Raw genomic sequence first — 19,963 nt, forward strand, 5'->3', positions numbered from 1 at the left:
ACGCCGCCGAAGCCAAAGCCCTGCAGCGCGAGGAAGAACACGCCCAACGGCGCACCTTCTTCTCCACCCGCGACAACGGCGACGGCACCATCGACCTCCACGCAAGGGTCTCCCGTGCCGTCGGGATGCGACTGCGCACCATCCTGGACTCGCTCGCCCAACCCCGGAAGCTGACCGTGGAGAACCGGGGCCGCAAGGCCCCCTACGACCGGCTCCTGGGCCAGGCGTTCGCCCGAGTGATCGAGACCTACGACGTCGACCAGCTCCCCAGGCACGGTGGCCATGCGACCACGGTGTTCATCACCATGAGCATCGAGGACCTCCGCAAGGACCTCGGCACCGCCGCCCTCGGGTTCGACGGCGACCAGATCACCGCCGCCGAAGCCCGGCGGATGGCCTGCAACGCCGACCTCGTCCCAGTCGTCCTCGGCACCGACTCCGAGATCCTCGACCTCGGCCGCACCGCCCGCCTGGCCCACCCGATCCAACACCGAGCCCTGCGACTGCGCGACAAAGGCTGCCAGGCCGAAGACTGCGACGCACCCGCTGCCTGGACCGAAGCCCACCACCTCCAACCCTGGTCCGAAGGCGGCCGAACCAACCTCGCGAACATGGTGTTGTTGTGTCCGAGCGATCATCGCCGCATCCACGACACCAACTACACCCATGAGCGCCTCCCCGATGGGCGGATCCGATTCACTCGGGGTGCCCGAACCGGCTGACCGGACGGGCTGATCCGGGACCAGTTCGGGTCGCCGTGTCGGTGTGCCGGCGAACCCACCACACGAGGCTCGCTGATAGGTGTCCTCGCGCGCTGTTGTGGCTGTGCCCACTCCCGTCCAGTTGCTGACGTGGCCCTGTCATCACCCGGTGGGTAGGGCAGATCGAGCTAGCGCTGGGTCTGGTGGTCTCACTGGTGCACCGTGTATCGCCCAACCGCCGCCCCACCCCTTCTGCTTGGCCACTCTGCTCGTCGGCTCGGTTCGTCTGCTCGGCCTGCGGTCTAAGGCCGCCGTAGCCAGAAACCGGTTGAGGCAGCACCTTCCGGCCTGCCGAGGTCGTCATCGGCGCCCGAACTGACCGCAGTGCTTGTGAACCGTTCACAAGGTGTCATCGGCTAGTAAAAGCACCGCGAATACGGCACCCCTAGGGAACCACCGGCCGTGGAATCCCAAGCCCGTGCCCAACCCAAGGAACTCCGCGCCAAACCCCCGCCGCCGACCCGATAACCAGCCAAAATTCTCGGCGGAGCCCGGTGTCCAGGATCGCCGAAGGCGACCGGCGAAGCCGGCGGCCGCAGGCCGTCATCTCGACAAGCTCGATACATCGCCTTGACTCCGGGAACCGTCGAGAACACCCTCCATAACGGGTCGGCGGCCACCGGCCCAACGAGAGACCCCAACCCAGCAGAACCCGCTTCTCATCAACTGAGCGACCGCCCCACAATCCTCGACAACGCCCGGCGCCGAGAGATGCCCTGAGCTTGTCGAAGAGGACCGCCATGCCGGCGGTCATCAGGCCAACGAGCCTCAGTTCACGGTCTTGCCCGTCACGATCTCAGGATTCTGAGCCAGCCACGTCTCGACCTCGTCCTCGCGAACGGCCGCCCAGAGCTGCCGTCCCTGACGCTTGTCGAGATGGACGACGCTCTGCGCACCCTCCCTGCCCAGGCCCGCAACGGGGGCGGTGAAGAAGGTCAGGTCCTCGGAGGGGATGCGGGCGAGGTCGAGGGCGAGGCCGCGGAGGTCGCTGCCGGAGAAGCCGGAGTCGACGGTGAGGTGGCGGGTGATGATGTCGAGGAGGTCGTAGGCCTTCTTGGGGTTCTTCGGGTCGACGCTCTGCCGCAGGCCGCGGAGGATGGAGCGCAGGACGTACTGTTGGCGCTTCACGCGGTCCAGGTCGCCGCCGGGGAGGCCGTAGCGCTGGCGTACGTAGAGGAGGGCTTCCTCGCCGCTGAGGAGGTGGGTGCCCTTGGTCCAGGTGCGGTGGCGTGCCGAGTCGTGGACGGTCTCGGGGATGTAGACCTCGACGCCGCCGAGGAGATCGCCGATCTCCTCGAAGCCGGCCCAGTCGACCCAGGCGACATGGTCGATGCGTACGCCGGTGAGCTTCTCGACCGTCTGGACGCTGAGCCTCGGCCCACCCTGGGAGAAGGCGGCGTTGACCTTGGCCTTGCCGTGGCCGGGGATCCGCACCCACGAGTCCCGTGGGATCGAGACGACCGAGGCCGAGCGGCGGTCCGCGCTGAGGTGGAGCAGCATCATCGTGTCGGCCCGCTGCTCACCAGGCGTCCACGATGCCGTGGCCTCGCTGCCGGTGGTGGCCTCGCCGCCGGTGCGCCCGTCGGTGCCGAGGAGCAGGATGTTCAGGGCTCCCGCAGCCTCGCCGGCCGCCTCGGGACGCTCCTCGAGGCCGGCGAAGACGTCGACGGTCCGGACCTGGCGGTCGAGCCGGTGGGCGAGGTACCAGCCGGTGCCGGTGACGGCGCCGACGAGCACGACGAATGCGATCCCGATGCCGAGCCAGATGCGCGACTTCTTCATGGCCGTCCTCAGTGGTGGGGGTCGAGGGCGCCTAGAGGCTAGTGGTCGCTACTCACGGTCGTCGAGGTGGTCCTCCCAGGAGCGCCGCAGGATCGTGGGCACCTCCTCGGTCAGGGCCGCGCGCAGCGCATCGAGCTGACCGGCATCGAGGGCGATCCGGGGGAAGGCGCGCCCGATCTCGATGGCGAAGGCCTGACCTCGAGTCGCCAGGGCGGGCGCCTCGGCGAGATAGGCGGTGACGTAGGGACGCAGCAGATGCGCCTGCTCGGCGATCCACATCCCCGATGCCAGCGCCCCGAAGCGACGGTTGTCCACGCCGGGCGCGAGCATCGCCTCCCAGGCCGCGTCCTTCGCGCTGGTCGAGGGACGGGCGGCGAGGGCGCGAAGCGCCCCGAGGTCTCCTTCGGCGGTGCCGTCCCGGTCGCGCTCGGTCGCGATGAAGCGCGCGTCCGCCTCGCCGAGCGAGGCGAGACGTACGATCGCCGCCCAGCGTGTGGTCGGCAGCAGCGGGATGGTGATCCCGACCTTGTCGGCGTCCAGCCAGCCGCGCAGCAGCTCGGCGTCCGCGCTGGTCGCGGCCAGGGCCGTTGCCCAGGCCAGGGCCCGTTGCTCGTCGTCGGCGGAAGCCGCCAGGCCCGCGGCGGCCGCGGCGGCGACCCGTGCCACCGCTCCCGCCGCGCGCGAGGCCGGCACCCGGTGCGGGATCACCACCGACCGGGCCTCGGCGAGCACACCCTCGATGATGTCGGCCCGGGTCTCTGCGGGCAGGTGGTTCTCGACCAGGTCGAGGTAGTCGTCGGCCGAGAGCTCACGCGAGCGCACCCGGAGGGCGGTGGCGGACCAGAGCACGGCACGTACGAGCGGGTCCTCGAGCCGGGAGAGCCCGTCGGAGAGGGCCTCCCACGACCCCGGGTCGAGGCGGAGCGCGGCGAAGGTCTCGCCGCCGGCGTTGGGTACGACGACGAGCCCGGCGAACTCCGGCAGCGGCACCGGCTCGGCGCCCAGCTCGACCCGTTTGCGCCCGACCAGCCGCAGCGAGGAGTCGTAGCCGGCGACGGTGAACGCGTGCGGCCGGCTTCCTTCGCGCTCCAGCACTGGGACGTCCCCGTCGCGCCGCACGGACACCGTGTCGAACCCGGGTCGCCGCAGCCAGGCATCCACCCACCCGCGTACGTCCTTCGGCGAGCTCGCCGCGAGCGACTCGACGAAGTCGGCCAGCGTCGCGTTGGCGAAGCGGAAGCGGGTCAGGTGACGGTTGACCCCGGTCATGAACTCCTCGTCCCCGAGCCAGAAGGCGAGCTGCACCAGGCAGGCCCCGCCCTTGGCGTAGGAGATGCCGTCGAAGATGGTGGCGGCGGTGTCCACGTCGGGTACGTCGACGGCCAGCGGCGCCACCGGGTGGGTCGAGCGACGCGCGTCGGAGCGGTAGCCCCACGGTTTGCTCCCGATCTCCACCTCGACCCGCAGGTCCGAGAAGCCGGCGCCCGCCTCCGCGACCCGGTAGCCCATGTAGTCGGCGAACGACTCCTGCAGCCAGGTGTCCTCCCACCAGGTCATCGTCATCGAGTCGCCGAACCACATGTGCGACATCTCGTGGGCGATGATCACCGCGCGGATCGCTCGCTGGGTGTCGGTGATCGCGCCGCGCGGCAACAGCTCGTCGCGGTAGGTCACGCATCCCGGCATCTCCTGCGCGCCCCAGTTGAGCCCGGGCACGAAGACCTGGTCGTAGGAGTCGAAGGGATAAGGCTCGTCGATGAGGTCGGCGTAGTGGGCGAAGCACGCCTCGGACGTACGTCGCAGCTCCTCCGCGTCACGGTCCAGCTCGGCCGCCAGCGACCGCCGGGCATGCCAGCCGAAGTCGAGGCTCACGCCGGAGTCGAACACTCCGGTCCAGCGCACCGAGTGCCACGGGCCGGCGGCGACGACCAGCAGCGCCGGCGGGATCGGGGGAGTGGTGGCGAAGGCCCAGCGGCCGGCGTCGTACGAGACGACGGCGCCGTTGGCGAGGACCGTGTCTGCCGGATCGGCGGTGACCGCGACCGCGAACGGCGCCTTGAGATCGTTCTGGTCGAAGCAGGCGAAGACCTTCGAGGCGTTGTCCATGCCCAGGTAGGCGGACGCGTAGCGCGACCCGTCGACGGGGTCGGTGAACGTGTGCATCCCGTCGCCGTCGGTCGTATAGGGCAGGGTCGCGGTCACCTCCACCTCGTTGACCGCTTCGGTCGACAGGCCGCTCAGGCCCACGCGCCCACCGTCGTACGCGGCCTCGACCGCCTCCCCGTCGACGGCCAGTCCGTTGACGACCAGCGAGATCGAGAGCGCGCCCTTCAGGTCCAGGAACGTCTCGGTGACCGTGGAACGGAACCGGACCCGGGCGTGGCTCCGAAAAGTCTCGGGACCGGTGAGGTCGAGATCGAGGGAGTAGGAGACGGAGCTGAGCACGCCGGCCCGTGTGCGGGCCTCGTCGAGTGTGAGGGACACGACCTCCAACGTACGTCCTCGCAGGTCAGCACGCGCGCGCATTTCGCTGTGAGCGTGACCCGGGGATAGTCTGTGGCAGTTGCCTCGGCGAGGGAGCGCCTCGCGCTCCGTGATCGACAAGGTGGACGTCTCTTCGAAGAGACGCCGTGCCTTCGTCGCACGGCCTTCGTTGGACCTGCCGGGCGCCATTGACGTCAGCACCACTCATCGAGGAGTTCAACGCATGTCCAGCGAGAAGATCGTCGCCGAGAAGCGCACCGAGTTCGGCAAGGGTGCCGCTCGCCGCATCCGCCGTGAGAACAAGATTCCGGCGGTCGTCTACGGCCACGGCGCCGACCCGATCCACCTGAGCCTGCCGGGCCACGCCACCATGATGGCGCTCAAGAACCACGGTGCCAACGCGCTGCTGGAGCTGGACATCGAGGGCAAGAAGCAGCTCGCCCTGACCAAGCAGGTCCAGGTCGACGACGTCCGCCGTGTCATCGAGCACGTCGACTTCGTCGCCGTGCGCGCGGGCGAGAAGGTCACCGTCGACATCGTCATCAACGTCGTGGGCGACGCCGCCTCCGGCACCATGGTCGTCACCGACACCAACACCCTGACCGTCGAGGCCGAGGCCACCCACGTGCCCGAGAGCATCGAGGTCAGCATCGAGGGTCTCGAGATCGGCACCCAGATCCTGGCCGGCCAGGTCGAGCTGCCCAAGGGCACCACCCTCGTGACCGACCCGGAGACCCTGGTCGTCAACATCACCGAGGCCCGCACCATCGAGGAGCCCGTCGCCGACGAGGCCGCCGAGGGCGAGACCGCTGAGGCTGCCGAGGCCGCTGAGGCCGCCGACGCCGAGTGACCTCGGACTCGATGACCGACGGCGTCTGGCTGGTCGTCGGCCTGGGCAATCCTGGGCCGACGTACGCCGGGCACCGTCACAACATCGGCTACCTCGTCACCGACGAGCTGGCCAAGCGGCTGGGCGGCAAGTGGCGTGCCCACAAGTCCGGCCGTGCTGACGTCGTGGAAGGGCGGCTCCCGGGGGCGACTCCGGGGCTGCCCGGCCCACGCGTCGTCCTCGCCCGTGCCCGGACCTACATGAACGAGTCCGGCGGGCCGGTCAAGGCGCTCGCGACCTTCTACAAGGTCCAGCCCGACCATGTGATCGCCATCCACGACGAGCTCGACATCGCCTTCGACACGATGCGGGTCAAGCTGGGCGGTGGCGACAACGGCCACAACGGCCTCAAGTCGATGCGGTCCTCCTTGGGCACCGGCGACTTCTACCGGGTGCGCGTCGGCATCGGCCGCCCGCCCGGGCGCCAGGAGGTGCACGACTTCGTGCTCTCCAACTTCTCCAGCACCGAGCGCAAGGTGCTGCCGTTCGTGGTCGACACCGCCGCGGACGCGATCGAGACGCTGATCACCGAGGGTCTGGAGAAGACCCAGCAGCGGTTCAACTCCTAGGCGGCCGCAGATACCGGTCGTACGCAGCGACCGCGGCCAGCTGGGAACCGACCCCGAACTTCCGCAGGATCGACTTCACCTGGGTCCGCACCGTCGTCTGGGCCACGCCGAAGCGGGCCGCGATCTCGGCGACGGTGGCCCCGTCGTAGAGCAGCTCGAGCACGTCGTGCTCGCGTACGGTCAGCGAGCGGACGAGGCGGTGCATCCGCTCACGTCCGTCCCGCATCAGGTGCCACTGCGCGACCAGGCCCTCGGCCTCTCCCGGAGTGTGCCCGTGGCGTCCCTCCGCCGCGTCGCGCAACGTGCCCTCGATCGAGTCCGAGTCCGAGTCGGCGGAGAGCACCGCGACCGCGCCGGCCTCGAGCAGGGCACCCCAGAGACCCCCGTGCGGCGCGGTGGTCAGCACCACCCCGGGCAGACGTACGCCGCGGATCAGGTCACATACTTCGCTGAGATGGGTCCAGCCGTCGAGGTCGGTGACCATCAGCCAGGCCGAGGGATCGCCACCCAGCAGCTCGTCGGGTTGCGCGGAGGTGGGCGCGGTCGCCGTCACCGTGATGCCACGCTCGTCGAGTGTGACCGTCACGGCATCGAGGGTCATCGTCTCGTCCGCCGAGACGGCGACCCTGAGTCGTACGGTCGAGCCTGCCATGTCTGCCGCGCCGTTCGGTCGTCTTGGGTCCCGTCAGATCTCCCTGGGGGTATGGATATTCTGGGTGGGCGCAGGCGGAGATCGGGAACCTGTTCTACAGTGCCCCAAGTTTGGGGATGACCTGGGACAACGTGTCCCGCAATGTAGTTTGTGGACGACCTCGTAATTCTATGGCTCCTCAATTCTCGGTATTGGCCCGAAATGCACTCCCCTGGCGATACGGTGCTGATTACGTTGCCTTCAGCGAAGGTTTCGGTCCAACATTTCAAATTGGGACGGCCCGACAAGCTCGGGCTGGGGGAGCAGGGCCTGGACACGGCCCGTCTCGGACACATACCTCACTGGCCGACCCGACCTGGGGAGCAGTATGTCTATGTCCATTTTCACGCGGATCAACTCGGGTTGGCTAACCACCGCTTACGCAACGACCACCGCAGTCTTCATCGGCGTCCAGAGCTTTCTGATCGCCGTCCTTCAGGGGCCATGGGTCTCCTTCAACTCTCACGGAGCACTCCACTGGGTGCTTCTGCCGGCCATCGTCATCGCCAGCTCGCTCGCGGCCGCTGCGGCCCTCCTGCTGGGTGCGGTTCGCATCTACCGGCGCGTGTGCGCGGCAGAGGCGAAGGCGGCCGACGAGATCTACCACGACCTGCTCAGCGCGCGTGAGACCCAGCGTCTCCACCGAGCCCGGATGCACGAGGTGACCTCGACGCTCGCCGGCGTTCGCTCGGCCAGCGAGCTGCTGTGCAACTCCGAGACGCTCGACCCGGAGCGTCGCGTCGCGATGATGACCATGATGGGCAATGAGCTCAGGCGCCTGGAGCGTCTGGTCCGTGCGCATCGCAACGGCGCCGACACGATGCCGGTCGACACCGGGGTGATCGACGTCGACTCGGTGATCCACAACCTCGCCCTGGCCCACGAGGCCAGCGGCGCCACGATCGTCCACGAGCCGAGCAACGCGCTCGCCGTCGGCAGCTCGGACGCGGCAGCGGAGATCGTCAACATTCTTCTCGACAACGCCGCCAAGCACGGCTCCGGCGCTGTCGACGTCACCGTCCGGCACGAGCCGGGCGGGTCCGGTCACCTGGTCATGATCGAGGTCTCCGACGACGGCCCCGGGGTCGACCCCGAGGTGCGTGAGCGGATCTTCGAGTGGGGTGTCCGGGGGCCTGACTCGGCCGGCCAGGGGATCGGGCTCAACGAGGCCCGCACCGTCGCCGAGCGGATGGGCGGCTCGCTCCGCCTCGCCGCCGTGGAACGTACAACCTTCGTGGTCACTCTTCCCAGCGCCGTGATCCCGCGCGCCACGATCGAAGCAGAGCAGGAAGGCGTCTCCGATGACGTTGTCGCCGCGTAGCCAGTATCGAGTCGTGATCGTCGAGGACCACGTCCTCTTCGCCGAGTCGCTCGAGCTCGCCGTCTCGATGGAGGGATACGACGTGCGCCGCATCCCGATGCCCAGCGAGCCCGTCTCCACCGCCACGATGGTCTCCGTCGTGCTCCGCAACAAGCCGAAGGTCGTGCTCCTCGACCTCGACCTGGGTCGCTACGGCGACGGCGTACGCCTCATCGAGCCGTTGGCCAAGGCCGGCGTCGACGTGGTCGTCGTGACCGGTGCGATCGAGGAGGCCCGCTGGGGCCAGGCGCTGCGCAACGGTGCCCGCACGGTGCTGTCCAAGTCCCGCCCGCTCGGCGAGATCCTCGGCACCGTCAGGCGGCTCTACCAGGGCGCCTGTGTGCTCGCGGTGAGCGACCGCGAGCGGCTGATCCGGGTCTGGTTCGAGCGCCAGCACGAGGTTTCCGAGCTGAGCCGCCGCATCGAGCAGCTCACCAAGCGCGAGTCGCAGGTCCTCGGCCACCTGATGCTGGGCCGGACCGTCCACGAGATCGCCGTCATCGGCGTCGTCTCGGAGGCGACGGTGCGCACCCAGGTGAAGTCCATCCTCGCCAAGCTCCAGGTCACCTCCCAGATCGCCGCCGTAGGTCTCGCCCATCGCCTCGGCTGGCGGTCCCCGCAGTCGCTGGAGTGATCCGACTGGTCTGGACCAGTGGGTTCCGGTTCCCTCATTTGGTCTAACCGCACCCCTATCGGCCCCCAACGACCGCTTTCATCCCGCATTGTTCAGGCATGAAGTAGCGTTCGGGCGCCCAGCAGCTATGGGGGAGATGGATGACGATAGAGCTGGCGGCGGTGGAGACAGCGGTCCCGCTGGACATCTACCGCCGGAGGGTGTCCGCCAAGGCACCCTCCCTTCGGTTGCAGGCCTCGATGGTCGATGGTCTCGCACTGATCTTCCTCGCGCCGCTGATCGTGGGCCAGGAGATCGTCCACGCGCTGGTGTGGGGTCTGCTCTGGGGGCTGGCCACCAGGATCACCGCGCCGAAGATCCTGCCCGGCGCCGAGCGTCTGCGCGCGACCGTCTCGGGGGTCTTCAAGGCGTTCATGGCGATGAGCATGGCGACCTGGCTGCTGGGTGCGGTGGTCGAGCTTCCGCAGGCGCAGCTGGTCGTGCAGACCATCCTCGGACTGATCACCGCGCTCGCATTCCGGGTGGTGGGCTACATCTTCAGCTCCCGGCCGCGCACCCCGCTACGTGTCGTCGTCGTGGAGGCGGCCCATGACCACGGGGTGATCCCGGAGTGGACCCACCGGCTCTCCGGTGGCCTGATGGAGGCGGCCGCGGTCTGCCGCGCCGATGGGCTCTCCGGTGCGATCGCGTCGGTCGCGCCCGACGCCGTGCTGGTGGTTCCCGGGCCCGACCTGGCCGGCCGCGAGATCCAGCGGCTGGCCTGGACGAGCGAGTCCTTCGGTCTGCCGCTGCTGGTCAGCACCCGGATGCAGGACGTGACCCCGCAGCGTACGTCCTCGATGCGGCTGGGCTCGATGACCCTTCTCTACGTCGACGAGGCCCTGCGGGCTCGGCTGACCCGGGTGGCCAAGTACGTGTGGGAGTGGCTGGCCGCGGCGGCCGCCGTCACCGTCCTCCTCCCGGTCTTCGCCGTCATGGCGGTCGTGATCAAGCTCGACTCCCCGGGGCCGGTCTTCTTCCGGCAGGTGCGCGTCGGCCGCAACGGGAAGCAGTTCCGCATCTGGAAGTTCCGCACCATGGTCGTCGACGCCGAGTCGCTGCTGCGCACGCTCGACCACCGGCCCGGACACGTCCTCTTCAAGCTCCGTGCGGACCCGCGGGTGACCCGGGTGGGGCGGGTGCTGCGGAAGTACTCCCTCGACGAGCTGCCTCAACTTCTCAATATCGTGCTGGGCCAGATGTCGCTGGTCGGGCCGCGGCCGGGCCTGCCGAGCGAGGTGGCGATGTACGATCGGGACGGCCATCGCCGACTCGCGGTTGCACCCGGTCTGACCGGGCTGTGGCAGGTCTCGGGGCGATCGGACCTCTCCTGGGAGGACACGGTCCGCCTGGACCTGGACTACGTGGACAACTGGACGCTGCTGCGGGACTTCGGAATCGTCGTTCGTACAGTCAAAGCTGTTGTGCGTGGCTCTGGCGCCTACTAGTGAGTGTCGCCTAAACTCCCGGCCGTTATGTGAGCAACCCAACACGTACGAACAACTGGATCCTCGACGGGAACGTCCCCCATGCAAACCTCCCCCCACCCCATGATTGCCGGCCGTTACGAGCTGCACCGCCTGATCGGGCGGGGCGGCATGGGCGAGGTATGGCAGGCCATGGACCTCACCCTGCAGCGCTGGGTCGCGGTCAAGGTCGTGCGGACGTCGGCAGACCCGACGATGATCGAGCGGTTCCGGCGGGAGTCGCTCTCCACCGCGGCCGCCAGCCACTCCGGCACCGTGCAGATCCATGACGCCGGGATCGAGCGCACCGGCAACGGGCCGATGGCCTTCCTCGTCATGGAGCTCCTGACCGGCCCCGACCTCGGCGAACGCCTGCGCTCGCACGGTCCGTTGATGGCCCGGGATGCCGGTGAGGTCATCGTCCAGGCCGCGCGCACGCTCGCCGCGGTCCACGCCCAGGGGATCGTCCATCGCGACATCAAGCCGTCCAACCTCGTCTACGACAGCGACCGCCGGATCAGGATCGTCGACTTCGGCATCGCCCAGCTCGCCCGGCTGGGCGACCAGCGGCTGACCTCCACCCACGATGTGGTCGGAAGCCTCGGCTACCTCTCGCCCGAGCGTGGCTCGGGTGGGGAGGTCGGTCCGCCGAGCGACATCTACTCCCTGGGCTGCGTCTTCTACGAGATGCTCACCGGGCGCACCCCCTATTCCGGCGGCGCACCGGCGACGATGGTCTACCAGCACGCCACCGCACCCATCCCGCGGGTCAGCGGTGTGGTCCAGGTGCCGAAGATCATCGACGACCTGGTCGCGATGATGATGGCCAAGACCCCCGAGCAGCGGCCGACCGCGCACGACGTCGTCGCGGTGCTCACCGGCTCGGGCCCGCTGCCGGTCTTCGACGCGCAGGTGCCCAGGCAGCGTACGACGCACGCTTCGGGTCCGATCAGCACCTCCGGTGCCTACGAGGCCTTCAGGGGGAGCGGATCGTTCCCCGCGGCAAGGCCCACCGGGTCGACCGGGGCAACCGGGTCGTCGGGGGCGTTCGCGCAGATCGGGTCCAGCGGGTCCTTCCCGACCGGCGGGTCCCGGGCGGCGAGGCCCTCCGGGGCCAACCGGACGCTCAGCATCCTGCTGGCGGTGGCCCTGGTCGGTGTCGCGGTCGGTGGCTTGGCGACCTTCGCCTCCTTCCGGGGCACCTCGGAGACGGCCCGGGGGGCCGCGCTCAGCGAGGCGCTCCCGGAGAGCATCGAGCTCGCCGTCGACGTGATCTTCGAACGCGACGCGCTGCAGCCCGTCGCGCAGGCTCCGGTCAACGTACGCTCCACCTACCTGCACACCACCGACCTGGCGGCCGAAGAGTGGCAGACGGCCGTCGCCGATATCGACGTCGACGGTGACGCCGAGCTGCGGACGCTCCATCACGACATCAGCGAGGTGCTCGACGACTTCGAGCTCTACCGGGTCGAGATGCAGGAGGGCGACCGGGCCAGCCAGGACGCCGCTCGCGAGGTCTACACCGGTCTGGCCAGCAATCTGCTGATGCTCGCGGCTCAGGTGCCCGAGCTGGAGGATGACCAGAACGGCGACCGGATCCGCAACCTCAGCAACCTGACGAAGGCGGCGGAGGCGTTCAGCATCGAGCGGGAGCTCATGGTCGTCGCGCTGTCCGAGAACGAGATCGGCACGAAGTCGGTCAAGGACCTCACCGACGCGGAGGCCTCCTGGGTGAAGGCATCCTCGGCGTTCTACTCGGGCGCCGCACCCGACCTGCAGGCCGAGCTCGACCGGGTCTCCGACGGCACCTTCGACAAGGGGTCGGGCGCGATGATGGTGCAGCGTACGGTCCGAGACGTCGCCGCCAAGGGCAGCATCGACGGCGTCGCCACGGAGCTGAAGGCGGCTTCGAAGGGCGAACCGATCGTCCGCACCTGGTCCGACGGTGCGGTCGAGTACATCCAGAGCCTCCTGCAGGTGGTCCTGAAGTCGGCCGAGACCATGGCTGACGTCGTCACCGACGAGCACGAGCGTGCCAAGACCGGGCTGGTCCTGCGCGCGGTGCTGACCGGGGTGGCGCTGGCCGCCGCGATCGGGCTCGGCCTGGGCCTTTATCGGACTCGGCGAGCACCTCGCTAGAGTGCCGCGGGTGACCTTCGAACCAGGTGTGCCCACGCCCGAGACCGTTGCCTCCGACCACCTGCTGGCCGCCTGGCTGGCCGAGACCGCCGGGCGGCGGCTGCTCGAGGTGCGTGCCACCTCCGGCCTGGAGGGCAAGGAGCTCAAGGACGCCGGTGACCTGGCGGCCCACGAGCTGCTGATGGAGCTCGTCGCCACCTACCGCCCGGAGGACGCCGTCCTGTCCGAGGAGGGCAAGGACTCCAAGGAGCGGCTCACGAAGGAGCGGGTCTGGATCATCGACCCGCTCGACGGCACCCGCGAGTTCTCCGAGCCGCCGCGCGACGACTGGGCGGTGCACGTGGCGCTGTGGGCCTCCTCCAACGGCGGTGAACTGATCGCCGGTGCGGTCGCGCAGCCGGCGCTGGCCGACGCCTCCATGCAGAGCACCTTCCACACCGGTGCCGCTCCCGTCGTGCCGCCCTCGACCTCGACCCGTCCCCGGATCGCCGTCTCCCGCAGCCGCCCGCCCGCATTCGTCGAGGCGCTGGCCGAGGAGCTCGGCGCTGAGCTGGTGCCGATGGGGTCGGCCGGGGTGAAGATGATGTCGGTCGTGCGCGACATCTCCGACGCGTACGTGCACGCCGGCGGGCAGTTCGAGTGGGACTCCGCCGCCCCCGTGGCGGTCGCCGCCGCGGCCGGCCTGTTCACCTCCCGGATCGACGGCTCGCCGCTGCGCTACAACCAGGACGACGTCTATCTGCCCGACGTGATCGTGTGTCGGCCGGAGCTGTCCGAGCAGATCCTCTCCTTCATCAAGCGCAACGGGGTGGAGTAGACCCCTCGTTCGCGACTGATTTTCGTGCGGCTGCGGGCCGCCGACCCGTTCTTCGAGGGTCTTCTCGCCGTGCCCCGGAGTAAAGGACGGCCTTCGGCCGCCGGCTTCGCCGGTCGCCTGCGGCGCTCCTTGACACCGGACCACGTCGAGAAAAGATTTGGCTGGCTATCGGGGCGGCGGCCCGGGTGTGGCCGCGGCACCATCACTCCTCGGCAGGAGCCGTTGCGCGGGGTGAACGAAAATTCGTTCACCCTCAGACCCCAACCGACGTGCAAGAAGACGCTCAGGCGCCGACCAACAGCTCCTCGAGCGACTCAAGACTCTGCCGCGCATACCCCTTCCACATCCACCCGAACACAGGCATAGCGAACGCGGCGACACCAGAGGTGGGGGTGACGTCCCAGGACCAAGTGACCCGCGTGCCCGTACCGGCCGGGGCGAAGGACCAGCGCCCGGCGACCTGACCGACCAGGAGCTTGAGCGGGCCGGAGAGCGGCGTGATCTCGTAGGAGAACGACGAGGGCGCGTCGATGCTGGTCAGGGTCTCGCGCAGCGTCGCGCCGTCGGCGAGGACGATCGTTCGGGTCTCGCCGGCGGTGTCCCAGCCGCCGGCTTGGTCGCGGACCTCGGCGATCGGGCCGATCGCGGCGTACCGGCGACCGAAGATCTCCGGCAGCGGCGCCGGGAGGACGCGGGCGAGGGCGGTTTCGTACGCGACCGGGATCGCGCGGGAGGATTCGAGGTGCACTGCCTCTGGATGCTGGGTCATGAGGACGAGCATGGCACCACCTGCCTGCCGGTAGCGTGAGGCCCGTGGTCGAACAGATCGATATCGAGACATCGGACGGCACCGCCGAGGCCTATCTGGCCCGGCCCGAGAGCGCACCGAAGGGCGGTGTACTCGTCTACATGGATGCCATCGGCCTCCGGCCGCGGCTGGCCGAGATGGTCGAGCGGGTCGCCTCCTGGGGCTATCTCGTGCTCGCGCCCAATGTGTTCTACCGCGACGGCAGCGTGGCGGAGCTCGCACCGACCACCGACCTTCGGGACCCCGCGGCGAGGGATGCGTTCTTCGCGGACGGTGCGATGCCCCGGGTCCGGGCCCTGAGCGTCGATCGGCTCAACGCCGACATCCCGGCGTACGTCGAAGCCCTCCGGACGTACGTCACCGGCCCGCTCGCCACCCACGGCTACTGCATGGGAGCCCGGATCGCGGTGCGGACCGCGGGCCGGTTCCCCGACGAGTTCGTCGCGGTCGGTGGCTTCCATGGCGGCGGGCTGGTCACCACGGACGCGGCCTCGCCGCACTCCTGCATCGCCGGGACGAGGGCGGAGTACTACTTCGGGCACGCCGACCACGACCGTTCCATGACGCCGGAGAACGTCGCCGACCTCAGCATCGCGCTCGACGATGCCGGGGTGATCTACACCAACCTCATCTACCCCGATGCCCCGCACGGCTACACGATGGCGGACACGTCCTCCTACCAGGAGGCGGGGACTCATCGACACTTCACCGATCTCGAGGCGCTCTACGCCCGTACGATGGCGTGATGGCGAAACCCGTACTTGTCGTGATGGGAGTCTCCGGCTCGGGGAAGTCGACCATCGGGGCGGCGATCGCCGGGCGGCTGCGGGTGCCGTTCGAGGATGCCGACGACCTGCATCCGCGGGCGAACATCGAGAAGATGACTGCTGGGATCGCGCTCGACGACGATGACCGCTACCCCTGGCTCGAGGCGGTCGGGGAGTGGCTCGCTCAGCACGCCGAGCGCGGTGGCGTGATGAGCTGTTCGGCGCTGAAGCGGAAGTACCGCGACCAGCTCCGCCGGCACTACCCGGAGGTGATCTTCCTCCATCTTGAGGGCACTCGCGAGGTGATCGCGAGGCGACAGGCGAGCCGCCCCGGCCACTTCATGCCGGCCACGCTCTTGGACAGCCAGTTCAGGACGCTCGAGCCGCTCGAGTCGGACGAGGCCGGGATGGTCCTCGACGTCAACCAGCCGGTCGACGCGATCGTCGAGGAGTACGCGGGCCGGATCGGTGCCCAGGACGGGGCCGAGTAGCACCGAGAGGCGGCCGACACGCGCCCATCTCGGGTTGGGCACTGCGTGCCGGCCGCGGCCACGCCCGGGTGAGGGACCAGCGGGCGGGCCCACATTCGACCGTAGCCCAGGATGCTGCCGCAGAACAGGGGGTCTTCGGCTATCGCTGCAGGTCAGCCCGTAAAATGTGTCGAGTAGAACACGTCCGGAACCTCGGACGCCTTCGAGGTGAACTCCGGCGCCCGCTTCTCCAGGAACGCGGCGACTCCCTCCTTGCCGTCGCCGATCGAGGCGTAGAACATCGCCAGCGAGTCGGACAGATGGGCCTCGAGCGGATGGCGGGCGGAGGCGTTGCGGGTGATCAGCTGGCGGACGAGCGCGGTGCCGACCGGCGACCGGTTCTGGGTGAACCTCCGGGCCAGCTCGAAGGCGGCGGGCAGCAGCTCGTCGGGCAGGTGGATGCTGCGGACCAGACCGCCGTCGAGGGCCTGGTCGGGGTCGAGGATCTCCGCGGTGTAGAGCCACTCCAGAGCCCGGGGGACACCCACAACGCGCGGCAGGAAGTAGGACGAGCAGGCCTCGGGGACGATGCCGAGCTTGCCGAAGACGAAGCCGATCTTCGCCTTCGAGGAGGCCAGCCGCGCGTCCATCGCGCACAGCATCGTGGCGCCGATCCCGACCGCCGGGCCGTTGACCGCAGCGATCACCGGCTTGGGGAGCGCGTGGATCGCGAGGGTGACCTTGCCGCCGGTGTCGCGTACGCCCTCGGCGTACTCGGGGTGGTTGGCCGGGTCGGCGAGGTGCTCGGCGAGTCTCTCCGGCGTCGGTTGCAGCGACTCGTCGAGGCCGAAGACGTTCCCGGAGGCGGAGAGGTCCATCCCGGCGCAGAACGCCCGCCCGGCGCCGGTCACGATCACCGCGCGCACCTCGTCGGCCATCGCATCGGTGGTGAAGACCTCCTCGAGCTCGCGCGCCATCGTCACCGTGAACGAGTTGAGCGCGTCGGGGCGGTTGAGGGTCAGGAGCGCGATGCCATCGGCGTCCACGTCGAAGGTCAGGGTCTCGTAAGCCATGGGTCACAGTCTGCACCGGTGGTCGAGCTTGTCGAGACCCCCATCTCGCCGAGTCGGCTCGTTCTGACCGAAAACGCCGCCGAGTCGGCTCGTCATGACGAGCCGACTCGGCGGTGGATGCTCTGAGGGTCAGCCGGTGACGCTCTTCGGCAGGCCGGTCGGGGTGCAGAGGTCGGCGGGGATGTCGTCGACCGTGTCCTCCTTGATGTGGCCGAACATCGTCAGGGCACGCTCCCGGTCCCACTGGGTGCTCATGCCCACGATCGGGACACCGCAGGTCATCGCGGAGCCGCCGGCGAGAGCCTTGAAGGCCCAGGCGAACTTCACGCCACCGATGACGCTCATCCCCTTGCCGACCTTGACGCCCTCGGCACCCTTGCCCATCTCCGCGAGCTTGAACGGGTTGAGCACGGTGGCCGGGTTGGTCATCTTCTTCCCGATGCCGGAGATGACCTCGGTCTGGTTGACGCCTCGCGCCAGGTCGCCGGTGCTCTCCACGTGACGCGAGCGCGCATAGGCCAGAGCGGTCGCGCCGTCGGCGTCCTGGCAACCCTTCTCGATGTCCAACCCGGCGAGCGGGTCCTTCATGTTCTGCTTCGGGCAGATCTCGACGCCGCCGACACCGTCGACCAGCCGGGCGAGGCCGCCCATGCCGATCTCGACGTAGCCGTCGATGCGTACGCCCGTGTTCTGCTCGATCGTCTGGGTCAGCAGCTCGGGGCCGCCGTAGGCGAAGGCTGCGTTGATCTTGGTGTTGCCGTGGCCGGGGATGTCCACCGGCGAGTCCCGCGGGATGGTGACCACGATCGTCTTGCCGGCACCCGTGTGCAGAAGCTTGATGGTGTCGGTGCGGCTTCCGGCGGCGTCGCCGGTGTGCAGCTTCTTCTTCTCCTCCGCGGTCAGGCCCTCGCGGGAGTCGCTGGCGACGATGAGGTACGTCGTGCCGGGCTGGTCCGCGGGCCGCTCGCCCGCGGTCGGCTCGTAGGGGACCTTGTCGACCTTGTTCCAGGCGCTGATGCCGATCCAGGCCACCGCGCCGACCAGGATCAGCACCGGAATCATCACGATCGCGACGAACTTCCGGAACGGGTGGCGCTTCTTGGGTCTGGGCTGACGCGGCTGGCGGCCCCCGCGACCCCCTCCGTAGCCATCGCCCGGACCCCCGTAGCCGCCGTTGCCGCCGCCGTACTCGCTCGGCTGGCTCCAGTCCTGGTTGTAGCCCTGGTTGCCATAGCCGCCCTGTTGATCAGGGGTCGGCGCGATCTGCCCCGGCTGGGGCAGCGGTCGGTCGTATCCGCCGCGCGGCGGCGCCGGGGGAGGCGCGCCGCCAGACGGACGCCGGACGGTGGGCATGACGTTGGTTGGCTCGGGCCCCGAGGGCTGAGCAGACTGGCCGCTGCCGTACGCCCAGCCGTACTGCTGCGACCGGGGATCGTTGGGGCTGCCAGGGTTGCGGGGGTTTGGCATGCGCTCAAACGTACCGTGCCGGGCCGCTAAAGTTAGTCGGCGCGTCGCACCACCGTGTTACTCGTGTGACTAGTGATACTGGCGGTGCAAACTCTTCCTCCGAGGGACCCGAGATGGCTGACCAGAACTACCGGCCCCAGCGTACGGCCGCAGAGCGCGCCTCCCGTGTGCGGTTCCGCCGTGCGATGGCACTGCTGCTGATCACGCTGCTCTTGCCGGGTTCCGCCCAGCTCGTCGCCGGCAACCGCCGCGTCGGCCGGATCGCGATCTGGACCGTCATCGGTCTCGCGGTCACCGCCGGACTGGTCTTCGGGATCTCCCTGCTGTGGCACGGCCTGATCTTCCGGCTCGGCACGACGCCGTGGCTGCTGGGCCTGTTCCGCATCGGCCTGATCGCCGGCGCCATCGCCTGGGCCGGGCTCTTCATCGACGCCTGGCGCCTGGGCCGCCCGCTCGAGCTCGACCTCAAGCAGCGCCGGATCGTGGTCGCGATCAACGGCGCGCTGGCCTTCTCCGTGGCCGCGACCCTGATCTTCGGCGCCCACCTGGTCGGCGTGCACAAGGGCATGGTCGAGGCGATCTTCGCCGGCGCCGAGGCCGCCGAGGCCCACAACGGCCGCTTCAACATCCTGCTCGCAGGTGCCGACTCCGACGGCGGCAAGACCCGCTGGGGCCTGCGTCCCGACTCGCTCACGGTCGCCTCCATCGATGCGGTCACGGGTCGCACCGTCCTCATCGGCCTGCCCCGCAACATGGCGAACTTCACCTTCGACGACGGCTCCCCGATGGATGAGGAGTTCCCGCGCGGCTTCGACTGCGACGGCTGCTACCTCAACGGCGTGAGCACCTGGGCCGAGGACCACAAGGACCTCTACAAGGACGAGGACCACCCTGGCATGGCCGCCACGGTCGACGCGGTCGAGGGCATCACCGATCTGCAGATCAGCTACTACGCGATCGTCGACCTCAACGGCTTCCAGGAGATCGTGGACGCCATCGGGGGAGTCACCCTGAACGTACGCCAGCCGATCCCGGTCGGCCTGCCCTCCGACAAGTTCTACACCCACATCCAGCCGGGGGTGAAGAAGCTCGACGGCTGGGAGACCCTCTGGTACGCCCGGGCCCGTCACGACTCCGACGACTACTCCCGGATGGCCCGCCAGAAGTGCGTCCTGAACGCGATCCTGCAGCAGACCAGCCCCGCAGACGTCGTACGCCACTACCAGGACGTCGCGAAGGCGACCGGCTCCACCATCACCACGAGCGTGCCCCCGAGCGAGATCGAGCGGTTCTCGGCGCTCGCGCTGAAGGCGAAGTCGCAGAAGATCTCGACGCTCTCGCTGGTGCCTCCGCTGGTCAACACCGCCGACCCGAACATGTCCGACATCCACGCCGAGGTGCGCAAGGCGGTGAAGAAGGCGACCCCGAAGAAGGAGGAGGTCTTCGAGTCGCCCGGCACCGGCGACGACGGCGAGACCAAGGCGCCTGCCCCGGAGACGAAGACCAAGGCCTCCGGCGACTCCGACAAGGGCGGCCCCGTCACCGGCGGTTCCCTGGGTTCGCGCAACAAGGGCTACCAGGCCAACGAGACCGACGACCTCGCCTCGGCGTGCTGAGCTGTCGCCGGTCGAGCCGTGAGCGCCAGCGAGCGTGTCGAGACCAACACGGCACGTACGCGACTCTGGTCGCCGTGCTCAGCGCGGCCCCGCGCCGCAAACGCGCGCAGAAGGGGGAGAGCTGGCTCGGC

Annotated in this window: 17 protein-coding genes; 11 read left to right on the plus strand and 6 right to left on the minus strand. The window is 69.2% G+C overall.

The features are described from left to right. A partial coding sequence (locus ABZ796_RS03230; RefSeq protein WP_357334591.1) for a DUF222 domain-containing protein occupies positions 1-722 on the plus strand: 722 nt, incomplete at its 5' end. 807 nt (positions 723-1,529) lie between these two features. On the opposite strand, the gene ABZ796_RS03235 is transcribed toward ABZ796_RS03230, so the two are convergent. Further along, positions 1,530-2,543, minus strand: coding sequence for an LCP family protein (locus ABZ796_RS03235; RefSeq protein WP_357334593.1), 1,014 nt, complete (start codon positions 2,541-2,543; stop codon positions 1,530-1,532). A 48-nt stretch (positions 2,544-2,591) separates the two neighbouring features. Then, complete coding sequence (pepN, locus tag ABZ796_RS03240) at positions 2,592-5,027, minus strand: aminopeptidase N (RefSeq protein WP_357334594.1); 2,436 nt, start codon at positions 5,025-5,027, stop codon at positions 2,592-2,594. Positions 5,028-5,250: 223 nt separating this feature from the next. Between pepN and ABZ796_RS03245 the strand changes: the two genes are divergently transcribed. Beyond that, complete coding sequence (locus ABZ796_RS03245) at positions 5,251-5,877, plus strand: 50S ribosomal protein L25/general stress protein Ctc (protein ID WP_357334596.1); 627 nt, start codon at positions 5,251-5,253, stop codon at positions 5,875-5,877. A gap of 11 nt (positions 5,878-5,888) precedes the next feature. Continuing rightward, on the plus strand, positions 5,889-6,485 hold the full coding sequence (gene pth, locus ABZ796_RS03250; RefSeq protein ID WP_357334598.1) for an aminoacyl-tRNA hydrolase: 597 nt from the start codon (positions 5,889-5,891) through the stop codon (positions 6,483-6,485). Here the strand turns inward: pth and ABZ796_RS03255 are convergent. Then, positions 6,475-7,137, minus strand: a complete 663-nt coding sequence (locus ABZ796_RS03255) for a LuxR C-terminal-related transcriptional regulator (RefSeq protein ID WP_357334600.1) — start codon at positions 7,135-7,137, stop codon at positions 6,475-6,477. The two genes, pth and ABZ796_RS03255, sit on opposite strands and share 11 nt — an antisense overlap. 520 nt (positions 7,138-7,657) lie before the next feature. Between ABZ796_RS03255 and ABZ796_RS03260 the strand changes: the two genes are divergently transcribed. The 5 genes from ABZ796_RS03260 (at position 7,658) to ABZ796_RS03280 (ending at position 13,631) form a co-directional block, all read left to right on the plus strand. Beyond that, positions 7,658-8,497 (plus strand): HAMP domain-containing sensor histidine kinase, encoded by an 840-nt coding sequence (locus ABZ796_RS03260; RefSeq protein WP_357334601.1) that lies wholly within the window; start codon positions 7,658-7,660, stop codon positions 8,495-8,497. Beyond that, positions 8,478-9,170 (plus strand): response regulator transcription factor, encoded by a 693-nt coding sequence (locus ABZ796_RS03265; protein WP_357334602.1) that lies wholly within the window; start codon positions 8,478-8,480, stop codon positions 9,168-9,170. The genes ABZ796_RS03260 and ABZ796_RS03265 overlap by 20 nt, the downstream gene beginning before the upstream one ends. 140 nt (positions 9,171-9,310) lie before the next feature. Next, positions 9,311-10,657 carry an exopolysaccharide biosynthesis polyprenyl glycosylphosphotransferase gene (locus ABZ796_RS03270; RefSeq protein ID WP_357334604.1) on the plus strand — a complete coding sequence of 449 codons (1,347 nt, stop codon included), beginning with the start codon at positions 9,311-9,313 and terminating at the stop codon, positions 10,655-10,657. A gap of 102 nt (positions 10,658-10,759) precedes the next feature. Further along, positions 10,760-12,814, plus strand: a complete 2,055-nt coding sequence (locus ABZ796_RS03275) for a protein kinase (RefSeq protein ID WP_357334605.1) — start codon at positions 10,760-10,762, stop codon at positions 12,812-12,814. A gap of 10 nt (positions 12,815-12,824) precedes the next feature. Continuing rightward, positions 12,825-13,631 (plus strand): 3'(2'),5'-bisphosphate nucleotidase CysQ, encoded by an 807-nt coding sequence (locus ABZ796_RS03280; RefSeq protein WP_357334607.1) that lies wholly within the window; start codon positions 12,825-12,827, stop codon positions 13,629-13,631. Between the two features lie 283 nt (positions 13,632-13,914). Here the strand turns inward: ABZ796_RS03280 and ABZ796_RS03285 are convergent, their stop codons facing one another. Continuing rightward, positions 13,915-14,400 carry an SRPBCC family protein gene (locus tag ABZ796_RS03285; protein WP_357334609.1) on the minus strand — a complete coding sequence of 162 codons (486 nt, stop codon included), beginning with the start codon at positions 14,398-14,400 and terminating at the stop codon, positions 13,915-13,917. A gap of 44 nt (positions 14,401-14,444) precedes the next feature. On the opposite strand from ABZ796_RS03285, the gene ABZ796_RS03290 reads away from it, so the two are divergent. After that, entirely contained in the window at positions 14,445-15,185 is a 741-nt protein-coding gene (locus ABZ796_RS03290) for a dienelactone hydrolase family protein (RefSeq protein ID WP_357334610.1), read from the plus strand. Beyond that, on the plus strand, positions 15,185-15,697 hold the full coding sequence (locus ABZ796_RS03295) for a gluconokinase (protein WP_357334612.1): 513 nt from the start codon (positions 15,185-15,187) through the stop codon (positions 15,695-15,697). Before ABZ796_RS03290 ends, ABZ796_RS03295 begins: the two co-directional genes overlap by 1 nt. 152 nt (positions 15,698-15,849) lie before the next feature. On the opposite strand, the gene ABZ796_RS03300 is transcribed toward ABZ796_RS03295, so the two are convergent. After that, on the minus strand, positions 15,850-16,749 hold the full coding sequence (locus ABZ796_RS03300; RefSeq protein ID WP_357334614.1) for a crotonase/enoyl-CoA hydratase family protein: 900 nt from the start codon (positions 16,747-16,749) through the stop codon (positions 15,850-15,852). Positions 16,750-16,878: 129 nt separating this feature from the next. Then, positions 16,879-18,216, minus strand: a complete 1,338-nt coding sequence (locus tag ABZ796_RS03305) for an LCP family protein (protein ID WP_357334615.1) — start codon at positions 18,214-18,216, stop codon at positions 16,879-16,881. A gap of 113 nt (positions 18,217-18,329) precedes the next feature. Here ABZ796_RS03305 and ABZ796_RS03310 point away from each other — a divergent pair, with 113 nt between their 5' ends. Further along, positions 18,330-19,832, plus strand: coding sequence for an LCP family protein (locus tag ABZ796_RS03310; protein ID WP_357334616.1), 1,503 nt, complete (start codon positions 18,330-18,332; stop codon positions 19,830-19,832). Positions 19,833-19,963: the final 131 nt, after the last annotated feature.

Origin of the sequence: Nocardioides sp. NPDC047086, assembly GCF_040643685.1 — a bacterium.
Taxonomy (GTDB): domain Bacteria; phylum Actinomycetota; class Actinomycetes; order Propionibacteriales; family Nocardioidaceae; genus Nocardioides.